Source organism: Granulicella aggregans, from assembly GCF_025685565.1.
Lineage (GTDB): Bacteria > Acidobacteriota > Terriglobia > Terriglobales > Acidobacteriaceae > Edaphobacter > Edaphobacter aggregans_B.
On sequence record NZ_JAGSYE010000003.1, the window covers coordinates 532246 to 551441 of the forward strand.

Annotated in this window: 16 protein-coding genes; 3 read left to right on the plus strand and 13 right to left on the minus strand. The window is 60.6% G+C overall.

Features of this window, described 5'->3' with window-relative positions; translation table 11 throughout:
* Positions 1–13: 13 nt before the first annotated feature.
* From hpf to OHL18_RS17475, 4 genes are all read right to left on the minus strand, one after another.
* Positions 14–667 carry a ribosome hibernation-promoting factor, HPF/YfiA family gene (gene hpf, locus OHL18_RS17460; RefSeq protein ID WP_263376155.1) on the minus strand — a complete coding sequence of 218 codons (654 nt, stop codon included), beginning with the start codon at positions 665–667 and terminating at the stop codon, positions 14–16.
* 53 nt (positions 668–720) lie between these two features.
* Positions 721–2490: an RNA polymerase factor sigma-54 gene (gene rpoN / locus OHL18_RS17465; protein WP_263376573.1), complete on the minus strand. Its 1770-nt coding sequence runs from the start codon at positions 2488–2490 to the stop codon at positions 721–723.
* Between the two features lie 213 nt (positions 2491–2703).
* Positions 2704–3432, minus strand: coding sequence for an LPS export ABC transporter ATP-binding protein (gene lptB / locus OHL18_RS17470; protein ID WP_263376156.1), 729 nt, complete (start codon positions 3430–3432; stop codon positions 2704–2706).
* 2 nt (positions 3433–3434) lie between these two features.
* Complete coding sequence (locus OHL18_RS17475) at positions 3435–5966, minus strand: LptA/OstA family protein (RefSeq protein ID WP_263376157.1); 2532 nt, start codon at positions 5964–5966, stop codon at positions 3435–3437.
* A 104-nt stretch (positions 5967–6070) separates the two neighbouring features.
* On the opposite strand from OHL18_RS17475, the gene OHL18_RS17480 reads away from it, so the two are divergent.
* Positions 6071–6733, plus strand: a complete 663-nt coding sequence (locus OHL18_RS17480) for a hypothetical protein (protein WP_263376158.1) — start codon at positions 6071–6073, stop codon at positions 6731–6733.
* 83 nt (positions 6734–6816) lie between these two features.
* On the opposite strand, the gene glyS is transcribed toward OHL18_RS17480, so the two are convergent.
* Both glyS and OHL18_RS17490 read right to left on the minus strand, forming a co-directional pair.
* Positions 6817–8904, minus strand: coding sequence for a glycine--tRNA ligase subunit beta (glyS, locus tag OHL18_RS17485; protein WP_263376159.1), 2088 nt, complete (start codon positions 8902–8904; stop codon positions 6817–6819).
* Between the two features lie 90 nt (positions 8905–8994).
* On the minus strand, positions 8995–9957 hold the full coding sequence (locus OHL18_RS17490) for a glycine--tRNA ligase subunit alpha (protein WP_263376160.1): 963 nt from the start codon (positions 9955–9957) through the stop codon (positions 8995–8997).
* Between the two features lie 104 nt (positions 9958–10061).
* Here OHL18_RS17490 and OHL18_RS17495 point away from each other — a divergent pair, with 104 nt between their 5' ends.
* Positions 10062–11687, plus strand: coding sequence for a hypothetical protein (locus OHL18_RS17495; RefSeq protein ID WP_263376161.1), 1626 nt, complete (start codon positions 10062–10064; stop codon positions 11685–11687).
* 2 nt (positions 11688–11689) lie between these two features.
* On the opposite strand, the gene OHL18_RS17500 is transcribed toward OHL18_RS17495, so the two are convergent.
* From OHL18_RS17500 to OHL18_RS17520, 5 genes are all read right to left on the minus strand, one after another.
* Entirely contained in the window at positions 11690–13282 is a 1593-nt protein-coding gene (locus tag OHL18_RS17500; RefSeq protein ID WP_263376162.1) for a hypothetical protein, read from the minus strand.
* Positions 13279–14031: a DNA repair protein RecO gene (recO, locus tag OHL18_RS17505; RefSeq protein ID WP_263376163.1), complete on the minus strand. Its 753-nt coding sequence runs from the start codon at positions 14029–14031 to the stop codon at positions 13279–13281. Before recO ends, OHL18_RS17500 begins: the two co-directional genes overlap by 4 nt.
* 92 nt (positions 14032–14123) lie before the next feature.
* Entirely contained in the window at positions 14124–14384 is a 261-nt protein-coding gene (locus OHL18_RS17510; protein ID WP_263376164.1) for an indolepyruvate ferredoxin oxidoreductase subunit alpha, read from the minus strand.
* An 89-nt stretch (positions 14385–14473) separates the two neighbouring features.
* Entirely contained in the window at positions 14474–15925 is a 1452-nt protein-coding gene (locus tag OHL18_RS17515) for a hypothetical protein (RefSeq protein ID WP_263376165.1), read from the minus strand.
* A gap of 44 nt (positions 15926–15969) precedes the next feature.
* Positions 15970–16845 (minus strand): inositol monophosphatase family protein, encoded by an 876-nt coding sequence (locus tag OHL18_RS17520; protein ID WP_263376166.1) that lies wholly within the window; start codon positions 16843–16845, stop codon positions 15970–15972.
* Between the two features lie 66 nt (positions 16846–16911).
* Between OHL18_RS17520 and OHL18_RS17525 the strand changes: the two genes are divergently transcribed.
* Entirely contained in the window at positions 16912–17361 is a 450-nt protein-coding gene (locus OHL18_RS17525) for a DUF1810 domain-containing protein (protein WP_263376167.1), read from the plus strand.
* Positions 17362–17372: 11 nt separating this feature from the next.
* Here OHL18_RS17525 and OHL18_RS17530 read toward each other — a convergent pair whose 3' ends face one another.
* Together OHL18_RS17530 and OHL18_RS17535 are read right to left on the minus strand one after the other, a co-directional pair.
* Positions 17373–18380 (minus strand): VWA domain-containing protein, encoded by a 1008-nt coding sequence (locus OHL18_RS17530; protein ID WP_263376168.1) that lies wholly within the window; start codon positions 18378–18380, stop codon positions 17373–17375.
* Positions 18377–19090: a molybdenum cofactor biosynthesis protein gene (locus tag OHL18_RS17535; protein WP_263376169.1), complete on the minus strand. Its 714-nt coding sequence runs from the start codon at positions 19088–19090 to the stop codon at positions 18377–18379. The genes OHL18_RS17530 and OHL18_RS17535 overlap by 4 nt, the downstream gene beginning before the upstream one ends.
* Positions 19091–19196: the final 106 nt, after the last annotated feature.

Genomic DNA, 19196 nt, shown 5'->3' on the forward strand with positions numbered 1-19196 from the left:
GTTAAGCTAGCGGCTACGGGATGATGATCAACTCCATCTTGCCGTCGCGCTTGCGATGCAGCACCATTACCTGGCCATCGCGATCGCGGAAGACGAAGACGTCTTTGTCGCGGAACGCAGCCTCCTTCACCGCCTCTTCGAGCGACATCGGCCGCATTGAGGAAGAGTCGATCGAGCGCACCACGTGCGGCTCAACCAGCGGCGAGCGCGACGGGAAGGAGTGCACCACCATGGGTACCGCCTTGCGCACGCTGCCGTTCGCTCCGTTGCCATTCTTCGCGGCGACGGACTTCACAGACGCCTTCTTCAGCACCGCCTTCACTGGCTCACCTGGCTCGGCTTGTAGCTCGGCGTCTTTTGCCGTAGCCTTCGGATGCCGCTTCTCCGACGTCTTCTTCTGGTTGTGGCGAATGGCCTGCTTCTCCAGCTTGGCCAGCGCATCGTGCAAAGCGGCCTCCATCTCTTCCGCTTCGCAGGCCGCAACCATACTCTGCTTGCGCGTCTTCAGCGTGACTTCAGCAATCCTCCGGTACTTATCGGTTGTCAAAAATACGTGGGCGCTCGCAGTTCTCCCCACCAGCTTGGCTATGCGGGCAAGTCCTGCTTCAGATTGTGTCTTGAGTTTCTTCCCTACGACGGTCTGGCGACCTGTGTACTCGATGTCCATCTTCACCTCGCGAAATCAACATCTCGCCAACGTACTTTACTCCGTACCCGAGGCTAACGTACACGCCTCTGGTGCGTGCTGGGAATCTGCATGTCTTCGCGGTACTTCGCTACCGTGCGCCGGGTGACCTGGATGCCCTGGCGTTGCAGCTCTGCCGCGAGCTGATCGTCGGTGAGGGGCTTGCGCGAGTCCTCGTCTTCGATCAGCTTTTTAACCTTACGCTTAAGCAGGACCAATGGGAGGTCGCCGCCCTCCGGCCCATTGACGCCCTCGGAGAAGAAGAAGCGAAGCTCGTAGACGCCCTGCGTGGTATGCACGTACTTGTTGGCGACGGCGCGGCTGACGGTGGAAGGATGGACGCCGATCTCCTCGGCGACCTCCTTGATCATCATCGGCCGAAGCGCGGATTCACCGTGCTCGAGGAACTCCGCCTGGCGGCGCACGATGACTTCGCAAGTCCGCACAATCGTGTTCTTCCGCTGCTCGATATTCCGGAGAAGCTGAATCGCGGACTTGTAGCGTTCCTTCACGTACTCGCGAACATCCTTCTCCGTCTGCTTCTGCCGCAGCATCTTGCGGTAACCCTGGTTCAGCCGGAGAGTTGGCATCTCCTCTTCGTTCATCAGCACGACGTATTCGCCGTCGCGCTTCACGAAGGCGACGTCGGGCTCGATAAGCCGGGTCTCGATATGGTTGTAGCGCTGCCCTGGCCTTGGGTCAAGCGTCCGTATGAAGTCGACAGCCGCCTGCACTTTGTCAGCCGGAGCGCCGCAGCTTCGCGTCAGCTCGCGCATGTCCTTCTTCTGCAGCAGAGCGAGACAGTTGGCCACGATGTGACGGGCGATCTCGAAGACGTTTGCGACGGCCGCAGTCCCAGGTTCGGCGGAGACAGCCGCATCGAGGACCGGCTCTTCACTCCCATCAAGGTTGAAGCCGTTCTTCTCGTTCGAGATTTGCTGACGGGCGTACCGCTCACGACGCTTCAGCGTGATCCCTGCCTCGCGTTGCTGCGCGTCGATCTGCAGCAGCAGGCACTCGCGAAGGTCCCGCGCGCCTACCCCGATCGGATCGAGCTGATGAACGACATCGAGCGCAGCGTGGAGGGCGTCGTACGCTCCTCCTGTGTGTTGCGGAGCAGAGGCCGCGAGCTGAATCGTTTCATTCTCCACGACTGCTAGGTCTTCTACCATCGGGGCTTCGGTGCCCGCTTCCGCTAGTTTCTCCTCGACAGGCGCTTGCCAGAGCTTCTTCCCTCGCTCGAAGGGAATGGGCTCCAACCGTCCCGCCGTCGCTGGCTGGCGAAGAGCCTCAATCAACTCCTCGTCGCTGGCCGTGAGGTAGCCGTCCGCGTTCAGGTTACCAATGATCAGGTCCGCGGCGACGCGAACCGCGGGCGTCAGCGAGAGTGAGCCGAGCTGCCAGGTCAGGTGGTCGGTTAGGGTACTGGGCTGCGAGAGGAAGTTCTCAAACGAGGGTTTGTCGAACTCTTCAAAGTTCGACGCTGTCTTGAAGCCCGGGTCGAGATAATCCTGAAAGTAGCTTCCAAAGTCGATCTCGTCGAACGGGTCTTTTTCGACTCGCTCACTCTCGGCGGCGACCTCTTCGGCAGAGCGCTCCCGGTCGCCTTCGAGGCCAGACCGCTCTTCGAGCGTCGAGACGGACTCTTCAAGCTCCTCAAGCACCGGATTTTCAATCATCTCGGTGTTGATCATCTCGCGCAGCTCAAGCTTGTTCAGCGCCAGGACACTGACCATCTGTACCAGGCCGGGTGTCAGCGCTTGTCTCTGCGAGACCTTCAGGTTGAGCTTGGGTTGCAGCACTATATCAAGGCCCTCGCAGGAGTGAATCAAGACCGGCAGATAGGGGGTTTCCGTCTTCGACCGCTTTGCCAGCGGCCTCTAAACCTCTCGACGGATATCTGAATTACCGGCTTGGCCCCAGTCTACACTCGGGGGCGGAAACCTGTCCGCAGAACGAAGCTGTGGAACCGATATGGGAAGCCCCGGCTGTCTTTACAAGTTTTGCTTATACCGCTACTAATCCATCGAAAAGCTCTCGCCCAGATAGATCCGCTTCACCTCGGGGTCACGGCCTAGCTCGCCGGGAGTTCCAGTGCGGAAGATCTTGCCCTCTGCGATGATGTACGCCCGGTCGGTGACCGAGAGCGTCTCGCGGACATTATGGTCTGTGATGAGCACCCCGATGCCACTCTTCTTCAGCCCGAAGATGATCTCCTGCAGGTCCAGCACAGCGATGGGGTCGATACCCGAGAACGGCTCGTCGAGCAGGATGAACGCGGGCTCTATGCAGAGACATCGGGCGATCTCGACGCGCCTGCGCTCGCCTCCGCTCAGCGCATATCCACGCGTCTTGCGGACGTGGCCCAGGTTCATCTGCTCGATCAGACGATCGGTGCGGATGCGGCGGCTCTCCCAGCTCAGCGGCTGCGCCTCCAGCACGGCAAGGATATTCTCCTCGGCCGTCAGCTTGCGAAAGATCGACGGCTCCTGCGGCAGATAGCTTATGCCGTAGTTCCGCGCCCGCAGATACATGGGCAGTTTACTGATGTCCTTGTCGTCGCAAAGGACCCGTCCCGCGTCCGGCCGCACCAGCCCCACGATCATGTAGAAACTCGTCGTCTTGCCCGCGCCGTTCGGCCCCAGCAGGCCCACCACTTCGCCCTGCTGGATCTCCAGGCTTACCCCGCGTACGACCTCGCGCCCGCCGTAGGACTTGCCAATCTCTTCTGTAACCAGTCTCCGCATCGCTACTGTTTCACCCTCGTCTCCGTCTCCACCTTGCGCGCCGGAGCTTCGCCATCCACCCCGGAGACCACGACGTTATTGTCCCCTGAATGAAACCGCAGTGCCGCTCCTGTCGTCGAGCCCTGCACCGCATCCACCACCCGCGGCGGGGCGGAGGGAGTTCCCGTCAGCACGAACATCTGGTCGCTCGCCGTGTAGATAAGACGCTCTCCCGTGGCCTTTCGACCCGGCTGGGTCAACTCAATCTGGTGGATCGCTACGATCCGTTCCAGCTTGCCTCCCAACAGTCCGTCCGCAGTGGCAGCATGGCCGGCGGCGGTCTGGGAAGGCAACTGGGAAGCCGGCGCTGCAGGGGCAAGATAGACTACGGCTGATTGCGCCTTCACCTCGCCCGTACCATCGACCATCCTGACGCCGCCGGTAAAGTCCACACGTCTCTCCAAGTCCGAGTAGACCATCTCACTACTCACGATCCGCGCCACGCCGTTGCTCGAAGCCTTAACCGATTGTGCTGCAGGTTTTGGACTCTTGCTGGCGTTGCCTTCGGCAAGAACCGCGTGAACCATACCCTGAGCGCCCGCAGTCTCCGCCCGCGCCGTCAAGCGGCTCTCCCTGTGCGACTTGTCTTTCTCATTCCCGCCTGTCTCTTCGAAGACCAGCACAGGCGCTTCAACCTGTGATCCCCCCCGGCCACCGGTTCCGGCCTGCCACAGGCGCGCAACTCCCGCACCCGATGAACTGCGCCCATAAAAGATCGCTTTGCCCGCAGAACGGGTCAACTCGGCCCGCGCTGCCAGCACATGCGCCGGTTCGGCCGATCCCGCCTGCTGATAGGTCACCTTCACCCCACCATCAGCCGTCGCGTCTCCCGATCCCTGGGCGATCACCACCTTCGCCGCCAGAATCTGCCGGCCTGGATCGTTCATCGCGACATCGCCCGTAAGCGTCAGGTGATTCGTCGCCGCATCGAAGCTGGCCTTCTGCGCCGTAGCATGCTGCACGTCGGCAGCCGCTCCGGCAACCTTCGAGGGAACAGTGCGCTCGATCGCAACACCACCCTGCTGCACCGCGCTCGCAAGCTCGGATATAGTTTTCCCGCCAGCTCCTGCGACCTGGTGGAACGTCGCGTCCAGCGTATCGCCGGTGCTCTTCTGAAGGATGCCGTCGACGCCCTTCTGCTCGATCACCGTGTGCCCGCTGCCGTGCACCGTAGAGATCTCCGGGCTTCCGTTGACCGGCACCATATGCGCCGTGAGCAGGTCGCCCCGGAAGCTTCGTGCAACCGCGCCGACCCGGCCTCCAGCTCCGGCAGTCGAAGATTCGAGAGTAGCCATCTGCACGGAACCAGTCGCCTTTACGTCCCTGACCTCCGGTCGCTTGCCTTCGCCCAGAGAAGCCAGCCATAGTTCGAGCGCATCGCTCGTCAACACCCTCGAGGTGCTGCCAAGTGTTCCTGCGGCCGAGGTCCGCACACTTTCCACGGTCTTCACGCGTCCCTGCATCACAACATGATCCAGGTGTCCCTGCCCATCGAACTCCAGGTTCGCGCGCTCCGACTCGCCATCCGCCGTCCGCAGCGGCCCGTCCTGATGGAACGTCGCGCCCCCAGTGAGCAGTGCAGTCTTGGGCTTGTTCGTTGCGTCAAGTGAGATCTCGGCGCGTTGGGAGCTCATTTTTCCTTGCACGCCATCCTGAAGCGCCACGTTGTTGATGCAGTCGATCCGCTCGACGCTGTTGTCCTCCCGGAGATGAACCTGAGCCATATCGGCCTGCGCCACCTGCCCCGCAGAGCTATAACGCGCATCCTTGAAGTCTGCTCTCCGAGCGACCCGGTCAAGTTCTCCATGAGAGGACTGCAACGCTATGGGACGGCCCTTATCCAAGCCACTGAGGGTGACCGCCGACTGCAGTACGACGTGACCGGACGTCGAGTTGTACTCCGCGCCAACCGCATGTCCCGTGTATCCGCCGAATGCAAACTCCAGCGCCTGGTCGGTCGTCGCAACTCCGGTCTGCTTGGTGTAGACCAGGCCACTGGTCTTCACATGAATCACATGACTGCCCAGCGGCGCGTCGTCGTGTTTCGACTCGGAAGGCCCAGCGAGGTGCTTCCGGGCGTCGCTGTTGGGATCGCCCGCGGGAGCCGAGGCGTCGAGGTCAAGATGCACCACGCCTATCGCAGTAACCACTTGCGCCTTGGTGTCGTACTCGAAGTCATCCCCGGAGATTCGGTCCGCGCGGTCGCCGCTATGGCCGTAGAGGATCATGCTGACGTCGTGCAAAGTCAGCTTTCCATCGCTGTGCTGCATCTCCTTGGCGGCGTGAATGGTGAAGATCGTTCGCTTGCCATCGGACTGCGAGAACGTAATCCCATTCGCTTCCCGGGTAATCGTCGCGCCCATCTTGCCCGGCAGGTCCGCGATGACGCGGCCCACGCGATAGCGCGCGTATCCCAGGAACGCAGCGATCACCAGAACCAACAGGCCCGCGCCCACCAGCAACCCTATTCGCAATCGTTCTACTGAGGTGCGCATCGCTATGCTTCTATCTTCTCACCCCCGACCGCGACGCTTGCACCCAGCGTCCTAACGAACTGTCGCGCATCTAAAGGACTGCGTTAAAAGATTAGGATCGAACAATGGCAGATCAGCTTTACCTCAGTCTCTGGTTCCCAAACTTCCGTTTTTCCGCGCTTCCTGAGACGCTGGCGGGCGTGCTGCGCCAGTTTGCCACCGTCAGCGGTGACAAGCGTGTCGCGGCCGCCTCCGCTTATCCGCTCGGCTTCACCGAATCGCCCACCTACCAGCGTCTCTACGTCAACGACGACCGCAGCGAGACGGGCGATGAGTCCAGCATCGAGAGCGCCGTCGCCGAGGCGACCGAGCAACTCCACGAAGACATGGCTTACGAGTTCGAGATGAAGTGGAACCTCTGGTCACCGACGATCGAGGACACAGACGAAGGCCTGGAAGCGGTCTGGAAAGAACAGCCCTCCACTGTCCGGATCATGGGCTTCGGTCCCCAGTTTGACGACGCCAGCTTCGACCAGAACGGCCACATCCGCGTCGACTTCGGCCTCGATACGCCGTGGATCCTCGATGACGAGGCGCTAGAAGCCGCTGGAAGTTCTACCGCAAACAGCGACGCTGCCGCAACCTATATCCAGAAGAACGTTGAGATGCTGCTGGCCTTCACCCTGCTGGTAGAACGCCACTGCGGCATCTCCAGCCGCCTGCTCTGGACGGAGTCTGGCGAGCCTCTGGTGCAGAAGCTGATCGACAGGCTGCAGCGCGTGAATTAAACAGACGGCGAATGTCCGGGTGCCCCATCCATCGCGCCTTTGCTCCACGCGATGGGTGGGACGTAAACTATCGCTTGAGGAAGTTATCCCGCGACCACGATCTTGGATAAGTCCGCGATTTTACGAATATCGTTGACGATCAGATCAAGTATGAATAAGCGGCTGCTTCTGACGTCTGGATCAGGATCCATGACCATTACAGATTCAAAGTATTGGTCGACCTGGGGCCGCAACGTCGAAATCAGTTGAAATGCAGGAACGTAATCTCGCTGCCCTATGAATTGGAGAAGTCGATCGCCGACCAGCGTAGATGCGTTCTTCAGATCGTCTTCTGCCGGAACCGTCTGAAGGCGGATACCTACTTTTGTGCTGTAACCCTTCTCTTTCGCTTGATCCAAGATATTATTCATCCTCTTGAACGCCTCGCTCACCGCAAGAAAATCCTCTCTACCACGCACCGCCGTCAGCGCCTCAGAGCGAGCAATAACGTCTCGCACATCAACCGCCCCAACCGCTAATACCGCTGCGACGACGTCGTAAGCCTGTCCCCGCGCCTCGCGCAGATAAAACTCCAACCGCTCCGCAAAGAAAGCCACAATCTTCTCGACGACCGCTGCCTCCGCACCGGTAGCGGCAGCCACTTCTGATAGCGTAAGCGGCAACCCACTCTCCGCCAGGATCTTGACGATCCCATTCGCTGCCCGTCTTAGCGCAAATGGGTCCTTCGATCCCGTAGGATCCAGCCCTAGCCCGAACATACCCGCGATCGAATCTGCTTTATCCGCGATCGCGAGCACGCTGCCCTCAACCGTCCGGGGCACAGGGGCGTCCATCGACACCGGCCGGTACTGATCGTAGATCGCATCGCTTGTCGCCTGGGAGAAGCCCTGCGCCTTCGCATAGAGCCCGCCAACGATTCCCTGCAGCTCGGTGAACTCCTTCACCAGATCCGTGGTCAGGTCGGTCTTCGCAAGCGAGGCGGCATCCTTGAGACCGTTGTAGTTCAAGTCAACGCCACGAGACGTTAGCATCGTCGCCAGACGACCGCATAGAGCGACAACGCGATCCGTCTTTGCGGCGTAGCTACCAAGATCCTTCTGGAAAGTGACGTTCTTCAGCAGCTCAACCCGTTCCACGAGCGGCACACGCTGATCAAACTCCCAGAAGAACCTTGCATCGTTGAACCGCGCCCGCAGCACGCGCTCATTGCCATGCCGGATGACCGCCTCGCCTTCAGCGGTCGCGACCGTATTCAACACAGCGAGAAAGTGAGGTGCCAGCTTACCGTCTGCCGACTCAACAGCGAAGTAGTTCTGGTGGTCACGCATCACGGTGACCAGAACTTCCTCCGGCAGCGTCAGGTACTCGGGATCGAAGCTGCCCGCGATGACGCTAGGCCACTCGGTCAGGTGGGTCATCTTATCGACCAGTTCGTGATCTTCGCGCCAGCGTGTGTCCGGCAGTGTGCGGCAGACATGGTCGAGCGCCTTACGAATCTTGTGCCGGCGCGCCTCGACATCTGCGAGGACGAAAGCCTTCTCCAGAGTTCCTAAATAGTGCGCCGGAGCCGCAAGCGGGATCGCGTCCGCTCCCGCCAGCACACGATGGCCATACGTCACATTGGCCGCCGTATACCCAGCAAACTCCACCGGCACAATCGCACCATCGAGGAGCGCCACCATCCAGCGCACCGGCCGCACGAATCGTTCCGGCTTGCCCGGCCGCCAGTACATGTTCTTCGCCCAATAGATGCCCGCAAGCTCCTTCGGCAGCCCTTCGGCGATCACCTCCGCCGCCGTGCGTCCGGGCTTTAGCGAGGTCGCAGCAAGGTACTCGCCCTTCGGCGTCTCGACCGTCTTCAATGCCTCGACCGCAACTCCAGCCTTCTTTGCGAAGGCCACCGCAGCCGGGGTTGCTACACCGTCTTTGTAGGCGATCTTCGCCGAAGGACCAAGCATCTCTTCGGCCAGATCCTCCTGCTTCGCCGCAACGTGCGACGCCAGCACCGCAAGCCGGCGAGGCGTCGAATAACTCTTCACCACGGCACCAGCGGCGGTCAAGCGCTCACGTTCGAGCAGCGCAGTCACACGGCGCGCAAGCTCGGCTTCCGCAGACGCGATCATCCGGGCGGGAACTTCTTCAAGACCAATCTCAAATAGAAATTCAGACATTTTCTTTACTCAATTCAAAGCTAGTGCGGAAACGGACAAATGCAAAAGAAGAAGCAGATCCTCCACTGCGCGAAGGATGACAAGTGGCGGTTAGGTGGCTTTCTCGGCGAGCGATTGACCCTGCGCCGCATACGCTTTGGCCACGCCCACTACCAGGTTGCGAATCCGCGCCATCACGCCCACCCTCTCGGTCACAGAGATCGCTCCCCGGGCATCGAGCAGATTGAACAGGTGCGAACACTTTAGCGCCAGCTCATAGGCTCCCAACACCGGAAATCGCTTGATCTTCAACGCGTCGGCGGTCTCGTCCGTATCGAGCAGCTTCGCCTGCTCCAGCAGCCCCAGGCACTCCTTCTCGTAGAGGTCCAAATGCGCCCACAACGAGGCCACATTCGCGTAGTCGAACCCATACGCCGAATACTGCTCCTCTTCCGGCAGCCGCATGTCGCCATAGGTCACTTTTTTACCTGTGTCCGGCTCAACCGCCCATACGATGTCGTAGATCGAGTCGACATCCTGGAGGAAGCCGGCGATGCGCTCGAGCCCATACGTAATCTCTCCGCAGATGGGGTCGAGGTCCATGCCGCCGCACTGCTGAAAGTAGGTGAACTGCGAGATCTCCAGGCCATCGAGCATCACCTGCCAGCCGACACCCCAGGCACCGCCCACCGGCCACTCCCAGTTGTCCTCTTCGAACTTGATGTCGTGCTCGCTCAGGTCGATCCCGATCGCCTCCAAAGACTCCAGATAAAGCTCCTGGATCCGCACCGGTGGTGGCTTCAGAATCACCTGCAACTGCGTATGTTTGAAGAGCCGGTTCGGGTTCTCACCGTAGCGCCCATCGGCGGGCCGCCGCGAGGGCTGCGCATAGGCGATCCGCACCGGCTTTGGGCCTAGAACTCGCAGGAAGGTATCGGGCGACATCGTGCCCGCGCCTACTTCAACATCGTAAGGCTGCTGCAGCACGCAGCCCTGGTCTGCCCAGAACTTTTGTAGCGTAAACAACAGCTCCTGGAATGTCAGAGCACTCTTATTTTCAACGATTGCACTCATGCGTCGCGTACATCTCTCTCAAACTTCAGAATTCCTTGATTCTATCGTGCCGGGGTGCGTTCCTGCTCCGCCTTCCGCGTACAGGCGCGTGCGAAGATTGAGGGATGAGTGAAGGGCTGGGGGCGGTCACAACCACGAGGGCAGAACTTGCATCACCGCCGTCAAGATCGATCTTCGACCAGACTCTCATTTTTTTGCTGGTAGCCCTCGGTGGTATAGCGCTCGTTTTAGTCGTCCTGGTGCCGCTTCACTTCCTGCCTGCGGAAGACGCCGTCATCCTCTTTCAGTACAGCCGAAACCTTGCCTCGCATGGTGCCATCACCTTTCTGGCGAATGGGCCACGTGTCGAAGGAGCGACGGATTTCGCATGGATGGCATTGGTTGCAGCCGGGATGCAAGTCGGCCTCGCTCCTCTGTGGACGACTACGGTTTTCAACGTTCTCTCTCTATTGACGATTGCAGTATTGCTCCTGAGGCTCGCGCAGATTCGGCCCACGATGCGCCGTTTGCTGCTGGTCACAGGGTCAATCGCGCTGGTCCCTCAGGTCCTTGCCGCAGCCTCCGGATTTGCCGTGCTCGCCGATGCCGCGCTGCTGACCGCGCTGGTGTTTTTTACGGTAAAGGGCCGCGCGGTGCCCGCCGCTCTCTTCGCGCTCGCGCTATGCCTGTTTCGCCCGGATGGAGTTCTCTTCGCCATTCCCCTGCTCGCCGGTCTCGTCGTGCGCAGCCCGTTGCGATTCCGCTCTTCTGCTGTTATCGGTAGCCTATTCGTCATTCCGGGTTTGCTCCATTTCCTTTGGCGCTGGCATTACTTCGGGGAGTTCTTACCTCTACCGTTCCTGGTCAAATCCGATACACCCAGGTTCGCTGGACTGTTCGTGCCCATGTCGATCCACGACAGCCTCAGATATCTTGGCTTCGCGGCAATCCTGCTTGCACCGCTGCTGATCCTGCGACGCGCAAAGCACCTCTGGCTGACGATTCCTCTCGTCCTCTGTCCAACTCTCTTCTACTGGGCCATGCGGCTTGATCAAAATGTCGGCGGACGCTTCTTCTTCTACCTGCCGCTGTCGGCGGCAATCCTTCTTGCCCTCAACTGGGCTGAGCTCTCAACGAGCCAAGTGGTCGTGCTCCGGACAGGTTTTATCGCATGGCTGATCCTGTTGGCAGGCCCGCAATGGCGAGAGATCCGAACCTTCCGCGATGGACAATTCAAGGAGGTGAAAGCGATCTCCGAAGCCCTGGGCAGACTTCCCCAACATGGGACCATCGTCACCTCGGAGGCTGGTTTTCTCCCCTACTTTTCAGGCTGGACCACCTATGATGCGTGGGGGTTGAACACGCCGTTATTCGCCCACCGATTCTTCCAGAGCTCAGACGTCGTTCAGCTTGCGCCGGATCTGATCGTCTTCCATCCCGACTGGACTGAGAGTTGCCTCGCATCGCCTTCCTGGTCGAACTACACGGACCGTTCCTGGCCGCACATGACGCGCAATCTCGTGCTTGGGGCGGCGCAGTCGCACTACGAACTATGGCTCACGTCCTACGGATCGGAGTTCTACCGTCAGCGAAAGCACTGGCGGTACGGCGAGGGCGACCGCGAGTGCTGGCTGATCCGCACCGATTCACCCCTGCATGCGGAGATCGCCGCGATCCTCGAGCGGCATCACGGGATCGGGCCCGAACAATCATTGGCGTTAGAAAAGGCGCATGACCAGGTCCGAAGGTAGCGTCATCGGGCTTTGATGGCCGGGATACTGCCCTGATCCGAATGCCGCAGATAGATGCGGTAGCTGTAAGGTGTCAGCGGTCGGCTCCAGTAATGGATCGGCGGCTGTGGCCCGCTTTGCTTCACCAGATCGTAGTTCCTTGCGAGGTAGCTTTGGAACTCCGGCCAACGCGTGTATTTGTCGAAGCTCCGTGCGCCCTCGTAGCAGACCGAGTCGGTCACGACGATCAATCGCGGAGGATCAAGGGCCATCTCCTCCCAGAAGTGACGGCGAAGATCGCCATTCACGACTCCGTTCCGGTCTGAACCTCGCTCCCCCAGAAGGTAGCAGTCATAGAGAAACCCGGTGCTCTGCACGATGCCGCCCGCGTAGAGCGAGTCCAGGCAACCGCCGATGGTATCCATACACTGCACATGGCCGGAGAGAGTCGACGGCGGTCCAAACGCTGAAAGATCGCTCAGGAGAGGCCGCTGCGGTTCGATGCGGTCGAACTTTGCGAGACGAATGACACACAGACTCGCCAGCACGACACCAAAGGCGAAGCCCGCAATCCCAATCAATCGAGTCCACGATCGCCCCTTCACCAGCCTGTTGAAGTCGATCATGAAGACCGGCAAGAGGAATGCCAGCAGTGGATAACGCTGGTACCAGAACCCCTTTCGCTGCAGCAGGTATGAAAGCAGTCCGCAGACCGCACACGAGATGAGGACAAAGCGCTCAGGGTTTGAAGTGTGCTCTCGCAACATCCAGGCTGCGATCAACCAGAGACCAAACAGCCCGGCGACCGGCGAAAGGCAATTAGCGAGAAGATACCCCAAGCTCCGGGGATCGATCGACGCGTGATACGGAATGAGCCCGTGCATCTCGCTCCAGAATCCGGAGAGAGCGCCTTCGCGAAGCAGAAAATCGAAGCATCCCAGCAACGGAAGCAGAAGCCCCGCTGCAATCGGCGCAAACACTCCAGCCACGGATTGCGATTGCCTGCGCCGCATCCACTCCATCCAGAACAGAAGGCAGATGGCCATCGGGATGAACGTCGGCTTGATACAGCAGGCAAGACCCAGCAACGCACCGGAGCACACGCCCAGGCCCATGGTGGCGGCGGAGATGCGTTGGCGCCGAACCGCCGCAAACAGACAGGCAACCGACGCAAGCAGCAACACCGCACCGGCAAAGTCGCGCTCGCCAGCCATCAGGATGCCGTCTCTCCCGTGGATCAGGATAAACAGCGCGGCAGCCAGAATACCGGCCAGCCTGCCCTCCCGCCGAAGGATCGTCAGCAGCGAAACCGACGCCACCAGCAGCAGAGCAAAGTCATAGAGCCGCCAGCCGATGGAACCGGGGCCGAGCAGCCGCATCTCCGCGCCTTCCAGCAGGTAAGAACCTGGGAGGTTCATATCGACGATGTCGCGATACGGCACCATCCCATGCTTCATCAGGAAGATCACGTAGTGCATGAACGTCGCGTCGCCAACCATCGGCCAATGGCGGCTCATCAAGCCAAACGCCATGACCAATGCAAGCAGCCAAAGGCAGATGCCGCGCCTGATGATTTGTTCGGTAGTTACGGAAAGAGCGTAATCGGACCGATTCAAATCTTCTCCGCCCTTATCCTCTCCAGCGTCCGCGCGCTCGCAAGCCGTCGCTCCAGATGACGCTCCAGCAACTCGATCGCAAACCGCCGCAGGTCGGCTGCACAAGTCTTTGGGAACTCTTCCCCACGAAACGTGCTGAGCGGAGCGCGGAAGATTCTCTCCGCCAGCGCAGCCGATCCCGCCGAGAGCGCAACCGCCCCCGGCCTGCGATCGTCCGCGCACGTGATGCCATCGCTCGTCGCTGAATAGTGCAACGTCTGTCCGCGCAGGTATTCGCCGCACACGACACAATGTCCCAGCTCCGGCATCCATCCCATCAGACGATTCATCCAAAGCGCAAAGTAGGTCACCGGCAGCCAGATCCTGTCCACCTGCATCTCCTCCATTACGGAGAGCGCAAGCCGAAAGACGGCATCCTCCGGGGCCTGCTCCGGAAGCGCCTCTTCGATCACCTCCGCCACCAGTTGCAGGGCCGCTGTGCGTGCGTAGTCCACCGGTCTCGACAGGGGCGACGAAAGTATCTCGAACGCGTCGAGCCGCATCAACTCCTGTTTGGGGCGTTCAGCGTAAGTCGCCCGAACATACGTCATCGGCTCCAGCGCCCCGCCAAAGCGCCGCCGCGACCGCATCGCGTGGCGAGCGACGCCCTTCACCCGCCCTTGCTCGCGGGTAAACAGGCTCACGATCAGGTCCGCCTCCAGGAAGGGCCAGCTTCGCAGCACAATCGCCTCGCCCACTCTCTGGATCATTCCCTATGCCCCAGTCCCGTATCCGGTCTCCGCATCAACAAACAGCGACGCGCAACCCGAAGGCTGCGCGTGCTCAACACCATCCAACCGTCTTAGCGTCCGAAGTGTTCTGCGTTCTTGGTCTGGAAGTCGGCCCACTTCTCCGGGAGATCGTCACCAGCGTAGATCGCCGAGACCGGGCAAACGGGAACGCACGCGCCGCAATCGATGCACTCGACCGGGTCGATGAAAAGTTGGTCGGATTCGCCGTAGCCGGCCTCATCCTTCTTGGGGTGGATGCAGTCTACCGGACACGCATCGACACAAGCCGAGTCCTTCGTTCCAATGCACGGTTCTGCGATTACGTATGCCATTTCATCTTCTCCTGATGTCGTTTGAAATCCCGCAGTTCGATTCTAGCAGCAGACGCATCTGTCAGCGGATTCCATCATTGCAGGAGCGTTCACGGCGTCGGCCGCGCCAGGTCATCCTGCATACGGTGCCTTCGCCCATCACGATCGTCGGAGAAGCCTTCGCGCCCATTCATCTCCCGGATCGCGATCTGTAACTCGACCTCGGTCTGCACCTCCGGCCCATCCAGCCTGCTCGCCGCATCCTCGGCTACACCCGGATGGTCGAGAGCATAGCGCTGCAGGATCGACGATACGGAATCGACAACCCCGGTCAACTGCCCGAAGCCATAAAACTCCAGCTCCCCATTGCTGAACGCTTCAGGCTCAAGGTCCTTGGCCAGCGCCCGCCCCAGGGAGAGCGACCGGTTCGCCTCCTCCACTGCGGCAAAGACCGCGTTATCGCGCTCCTCTGCGCTCAAGGTCGTCTGCCCGACCCTCTGTGACAGAAGCCTTGTATGTGTAGAGGTCTCCCTGATCTGCGCTGCCAGCCGAGCCTGAACCTGCGCCCGCGCTGCCTCAAGTTGAGCCTTCTCTTCTGCCGTTGGCTGCTCCGTAGCTATTGCCGTCTGCGCAGTTGAAGGAGCCGCAAGAGCAGCAGCAGTCGAAGCTGCGGCCAATGCCAGGGCTAACTCTTCCGCCTTCTCCGGGGCATACTGCTGCATCGCCTGCATATAACCGCTCGGCTTCTCCGTCAGCACCAGCACCGCCGGGTCCTGCGCCGCCAGAAACGCATCCCCGATGAACTGATACAGCGTCGTCAACGAATCCGCATCCAGCGCCGAACTGCTCAGATTCACCTTCGAGTCCCGCCGTCCACCATCCCCCTTCTGCAACTTCAACAGCGCAAACGCCGAGCTCACAGCCAGCGGATCGCTCGCCGGATCGATCGTTTTCAGCCGGAAGACAATCGCCGCGCCGAACAACTTCGCCGCGCCCGCGTCGCGTCGCCGCAGCACGTCATATCCGGCCACCACCGCAGGCGTTACCCCGAACTCGAGCTTTCGCGCCGCAGCATCGCGGACTAGATCAGCACCCTTCGTCCCCGAATTCTCCGACCCGACCCGGTCAAAGACCTGATGCTGCAGCTCCATGTCGGCATCCGCCGTCTGCGGAGCGGCCAACAGCCGCAGCGTCTCCCCGGAATCGATCCGCAGCATCTGCAAGATCGTCGCGCGCCGCCCCATCTCAAGCTGCCGCAACAACGCGTCATCGACCGCTCCTTCCGACCGCACCGCAACCTCGGCAGCGTCGATATCTGACAGCGCGCGCTTCAACAGAGCCAGCGCCTCAGATTTATCTCTCTGTGCAACCGCTCCCGCCGCCTGTCGATAGAGGTACGCCCGATTCAAAGGCAGATGAAGATTTTCCGTCCGCTCCACCGCCTGCTCAAACTTCTTCGACGCGGGCGAAGTCTCGGTCCCGACCGATCCGAACGTCCGCGTCGCACTCGCGATCAGCGCCAGCAGCACAACGCCCGCAGCAATCGGAGAGAAGCCACTCATATCGACTCACCCTTTGGCTTAGACTCGCGCGAGTCCCGGTCGGTCTACTTCGTCGCCTGCGCCCTCTTCGCGGCAAACTCCGCAGGAGTCGGTATCCGCTCCAGATCCCGTCCGGCGAACATCTCGGTGAAGATGTGCTTCATCTCCGGGAAGATGAGGCCATTCGTCGCCAGCACCTCGCGGCTGTCCAGCGTGAACTTTCCACCGTCGAAGTGCGTGATCGTTCCGCCCGCCTCTTCGACCAGAAGAACTCCGGCGGAGGTGTCCCACGGATTCAGCTTGAACTCCCAATAGCCATCAAGCCGTCCGCACGCAACATACGCCAAGTCGAGCCCGGCAGAACCCGCGCGCCGAACACCGTGCGATCGAAGCGTGATCTGCTGATAAAAATGAACGTTCGGATTCTCGTGGCGTTTCTGGCTTGGGAATCCGGTCGCGGTCAGCGACTCCGCCAGCGTCGCGACCTTCGACACCTTGATCTGCCGTCCGTTCAGCCATGCTCCGCGGCCTTTTTCCGCAACGAACATCTCGTCGCGCAGCGGGTCATAGATCACGCCAGCAACGATCTCGCCATCGGCTTCGTCAGACAGCCCCAGCGGCCGGTGCTCCAGCCCCAGAATCACGCAGAAAGAGGGAAATCCGTGCGCGAAGTTGGTCGTCCCATCCAGCGGATCGACGTACCAGCGGTACTCGCTCTCCAGCCGGTCGCGCGTGCCCTCTTCGCCATAGATCCCATGCGCCGGAAACGCCGTCTTCAGCTTCGAGACGATCAACTGCTCGCTAGCTCGGTCGGCCTCGGTCACCAGGTCGACATCGCCCTTGTACTCGGCGGTCACGCCCTTCTCATAGAACCCGCGCAACAGCGCCCCGGCCTGACGAGCGATTCCCTCACCAATGTGCGCAAACTCAAACTTCCTCATAGACTGCGTTTCCTCAGCTCAAGTCTACCGCCAGGCGTACCCTAAGGACGTCGCGAACAGACTTTGATGACGCAGGTGACTATGGCGGATGACGACCCCTACAAACTCAAACGATTCCTCGACGCCCAGAAGGGAATCTACGAGCGCGTGACGAGCGAGCTTCGCGCCGGCCGGAAGGCAAGCCACTGGATGTGGTTCATCTTTCCGCAGATTCGCGGTCTGGGGCATACAGAGACGTCGATTTTGTTCGCAATAGCATCTCTGCCGGAGGCCGAAGCTTACCTTAGCCATCCCGTGCTCGGACCAAGGCTGCATCAATGTTGTGAACTTCTCATGCAGATTGATGGAAGGTCCGCCAGCCAGATCTTCGGTTCGCCCGACGATCTTAAGCTCAGGTCATCGATGACCCTCTTCGCCCAGGCAGACTCTAAGAGCGCCTTGTTCCAATCCGTCTTGAATCGATACTTCCAAGGAACGCCCGACCAGCGCACACTGGAACTGCTCGAAGCAAAGTAGCCCAAACATGTCTACCGCCCATCATCGTAATAAGTCTTCCGATACCGCAACTCGCTCTTCCCTGTCAGCTCCGCATCTTTCAGCTTCACCTGTACCGAATGCAGCTTCACGTCCGCGTCCCGCTCTTGGTCCCGCGGTGGAGCGTAGTAGCCCAGCAGGTACTGCGTCCGCAGATCGTCTGAAACTCGCCGCAACGCCGGCTCCAGGTCGCGCGGGTCGGAGACGTAGTAGTACTTGCCGCCCGTATCTTCGGCCATCTGGATCAACGCGTGTTCGCCGCCAGTGTTCCGTCCGGCATCCGCATAGACCGGCACGATAATCAACGAGTAAACCATCGCGCCTGCGCGTTGCGCCTGCTCCATCGCCTGCGTGTAACGCGAGCCCTTCACCGTATCCGTGCCGTCGGTGATGAGCACGATCACCCGGCGACGGAGTGCAGCCGAATCACCGTCGCCAACGCCTGTCGTGGAGGAGCGGCTGCCCTTCTTCTTGGCCAGAACTTCCGTATGGGTCTCCGCCAGCCGCTCCGATGCAAGATAGATCGCGTCGTAGAGCGCCGTCGCGTCTCCACGCTCGAGGTTCCCCAGCCCGGCATCGATGCGCTTCTGATCATTGGTGAACGGAACAATCTCGCGCACCGTGTCGGAGAAGTCCATCAGGTCGAGCTCGTCCTGTTCCCGCAGCAACGCCTTGACGAAGTGCTTCGCTGCGCTGCGCTCGAGGTTCTCGTCGCGCAGCACACTCTCACTGGCGTCGATGGCCAACACAATCGACAGCGGAGTCGTCGTCGAGCGCTCGAACAACGCAATCTTCTGCGGTTTCCCGTCCTCGGCCAGCGAGAAGTCGTCCGCCGTCAGTCCGGCAATCGGCGCACCGTGAACATCCTCGACGTTCATAGGAATGTTCACAAGCCGGGTCTGTACCTTCAACGTCTGGACGGGGTCCCGCCGTTCTATCGGGGCCTGGCTGCCTTGCCCCGCCAGCAGACCCATTGCCATCATCATCGCCAGCGACTTCATCTCTGCGCCGCCGCTACGCCGCTGACAATCTCTTCAGGAAACGGCTCGCCATCGGCCCATACCGCGCCGTCGACGAAGTGCTCCTTCTTCCAGATCGGCACGGTCTTCTTGAGCGTGTCGATGACCCACCGGCAGGCCTCGAACGCCGCCCCGCGATGGGCCGAAGCCACCGCGATCAGCACGCTGCTCTCGCCGATCTCCAGTTTGCCCAGCCGGTGAACAATAGCAACATCTCTTACCGCGAACTTACTGAGAGCATCGCTCGCCAGACTGTGCATCTGCTGGAGCGCCATCTCTTCATACGCCTCGTAGACGAGGTACATCGTCTTGCGTCCGCGCGTGTTGTTGCGAACAATACCGTCGAAGACCACGAGCGCTCCATCTTCGCCCGCCTTCAGAGACGCGGCAGTCTCTTCCCTGTCGATCTTCTCCCGCTGCAGCGCGACCTTCACTCCCGCTCCTCCACTGACCGGCGGCAGGAAGGCGACTTCGTCACCATCCTGCACCACGGTCTCAGGTCCGGCATACTCCCGGTTCACCGCGACCGCCAATGAGTTCCAAGTAACATCACTCCCGTTAGACGCGCGGGCCCGCAGAAGGCGAACCGCATCAGCCACGGTGCTGCCATCACCAAGCTCCAGCGATTCCCGCTCACAACCGGCCACGTCCTTCAACACTCCGAAATACAACACATCGATTCTCACAGCCACCAGAATATCCCCCAAAACGAAAAGGGCGGCAGATCGAATCGATCCACCACCCTCTCGCTTCTAACCACGAGAAGCCCAATACACGTCACGAAGTGACCGCCCCGCG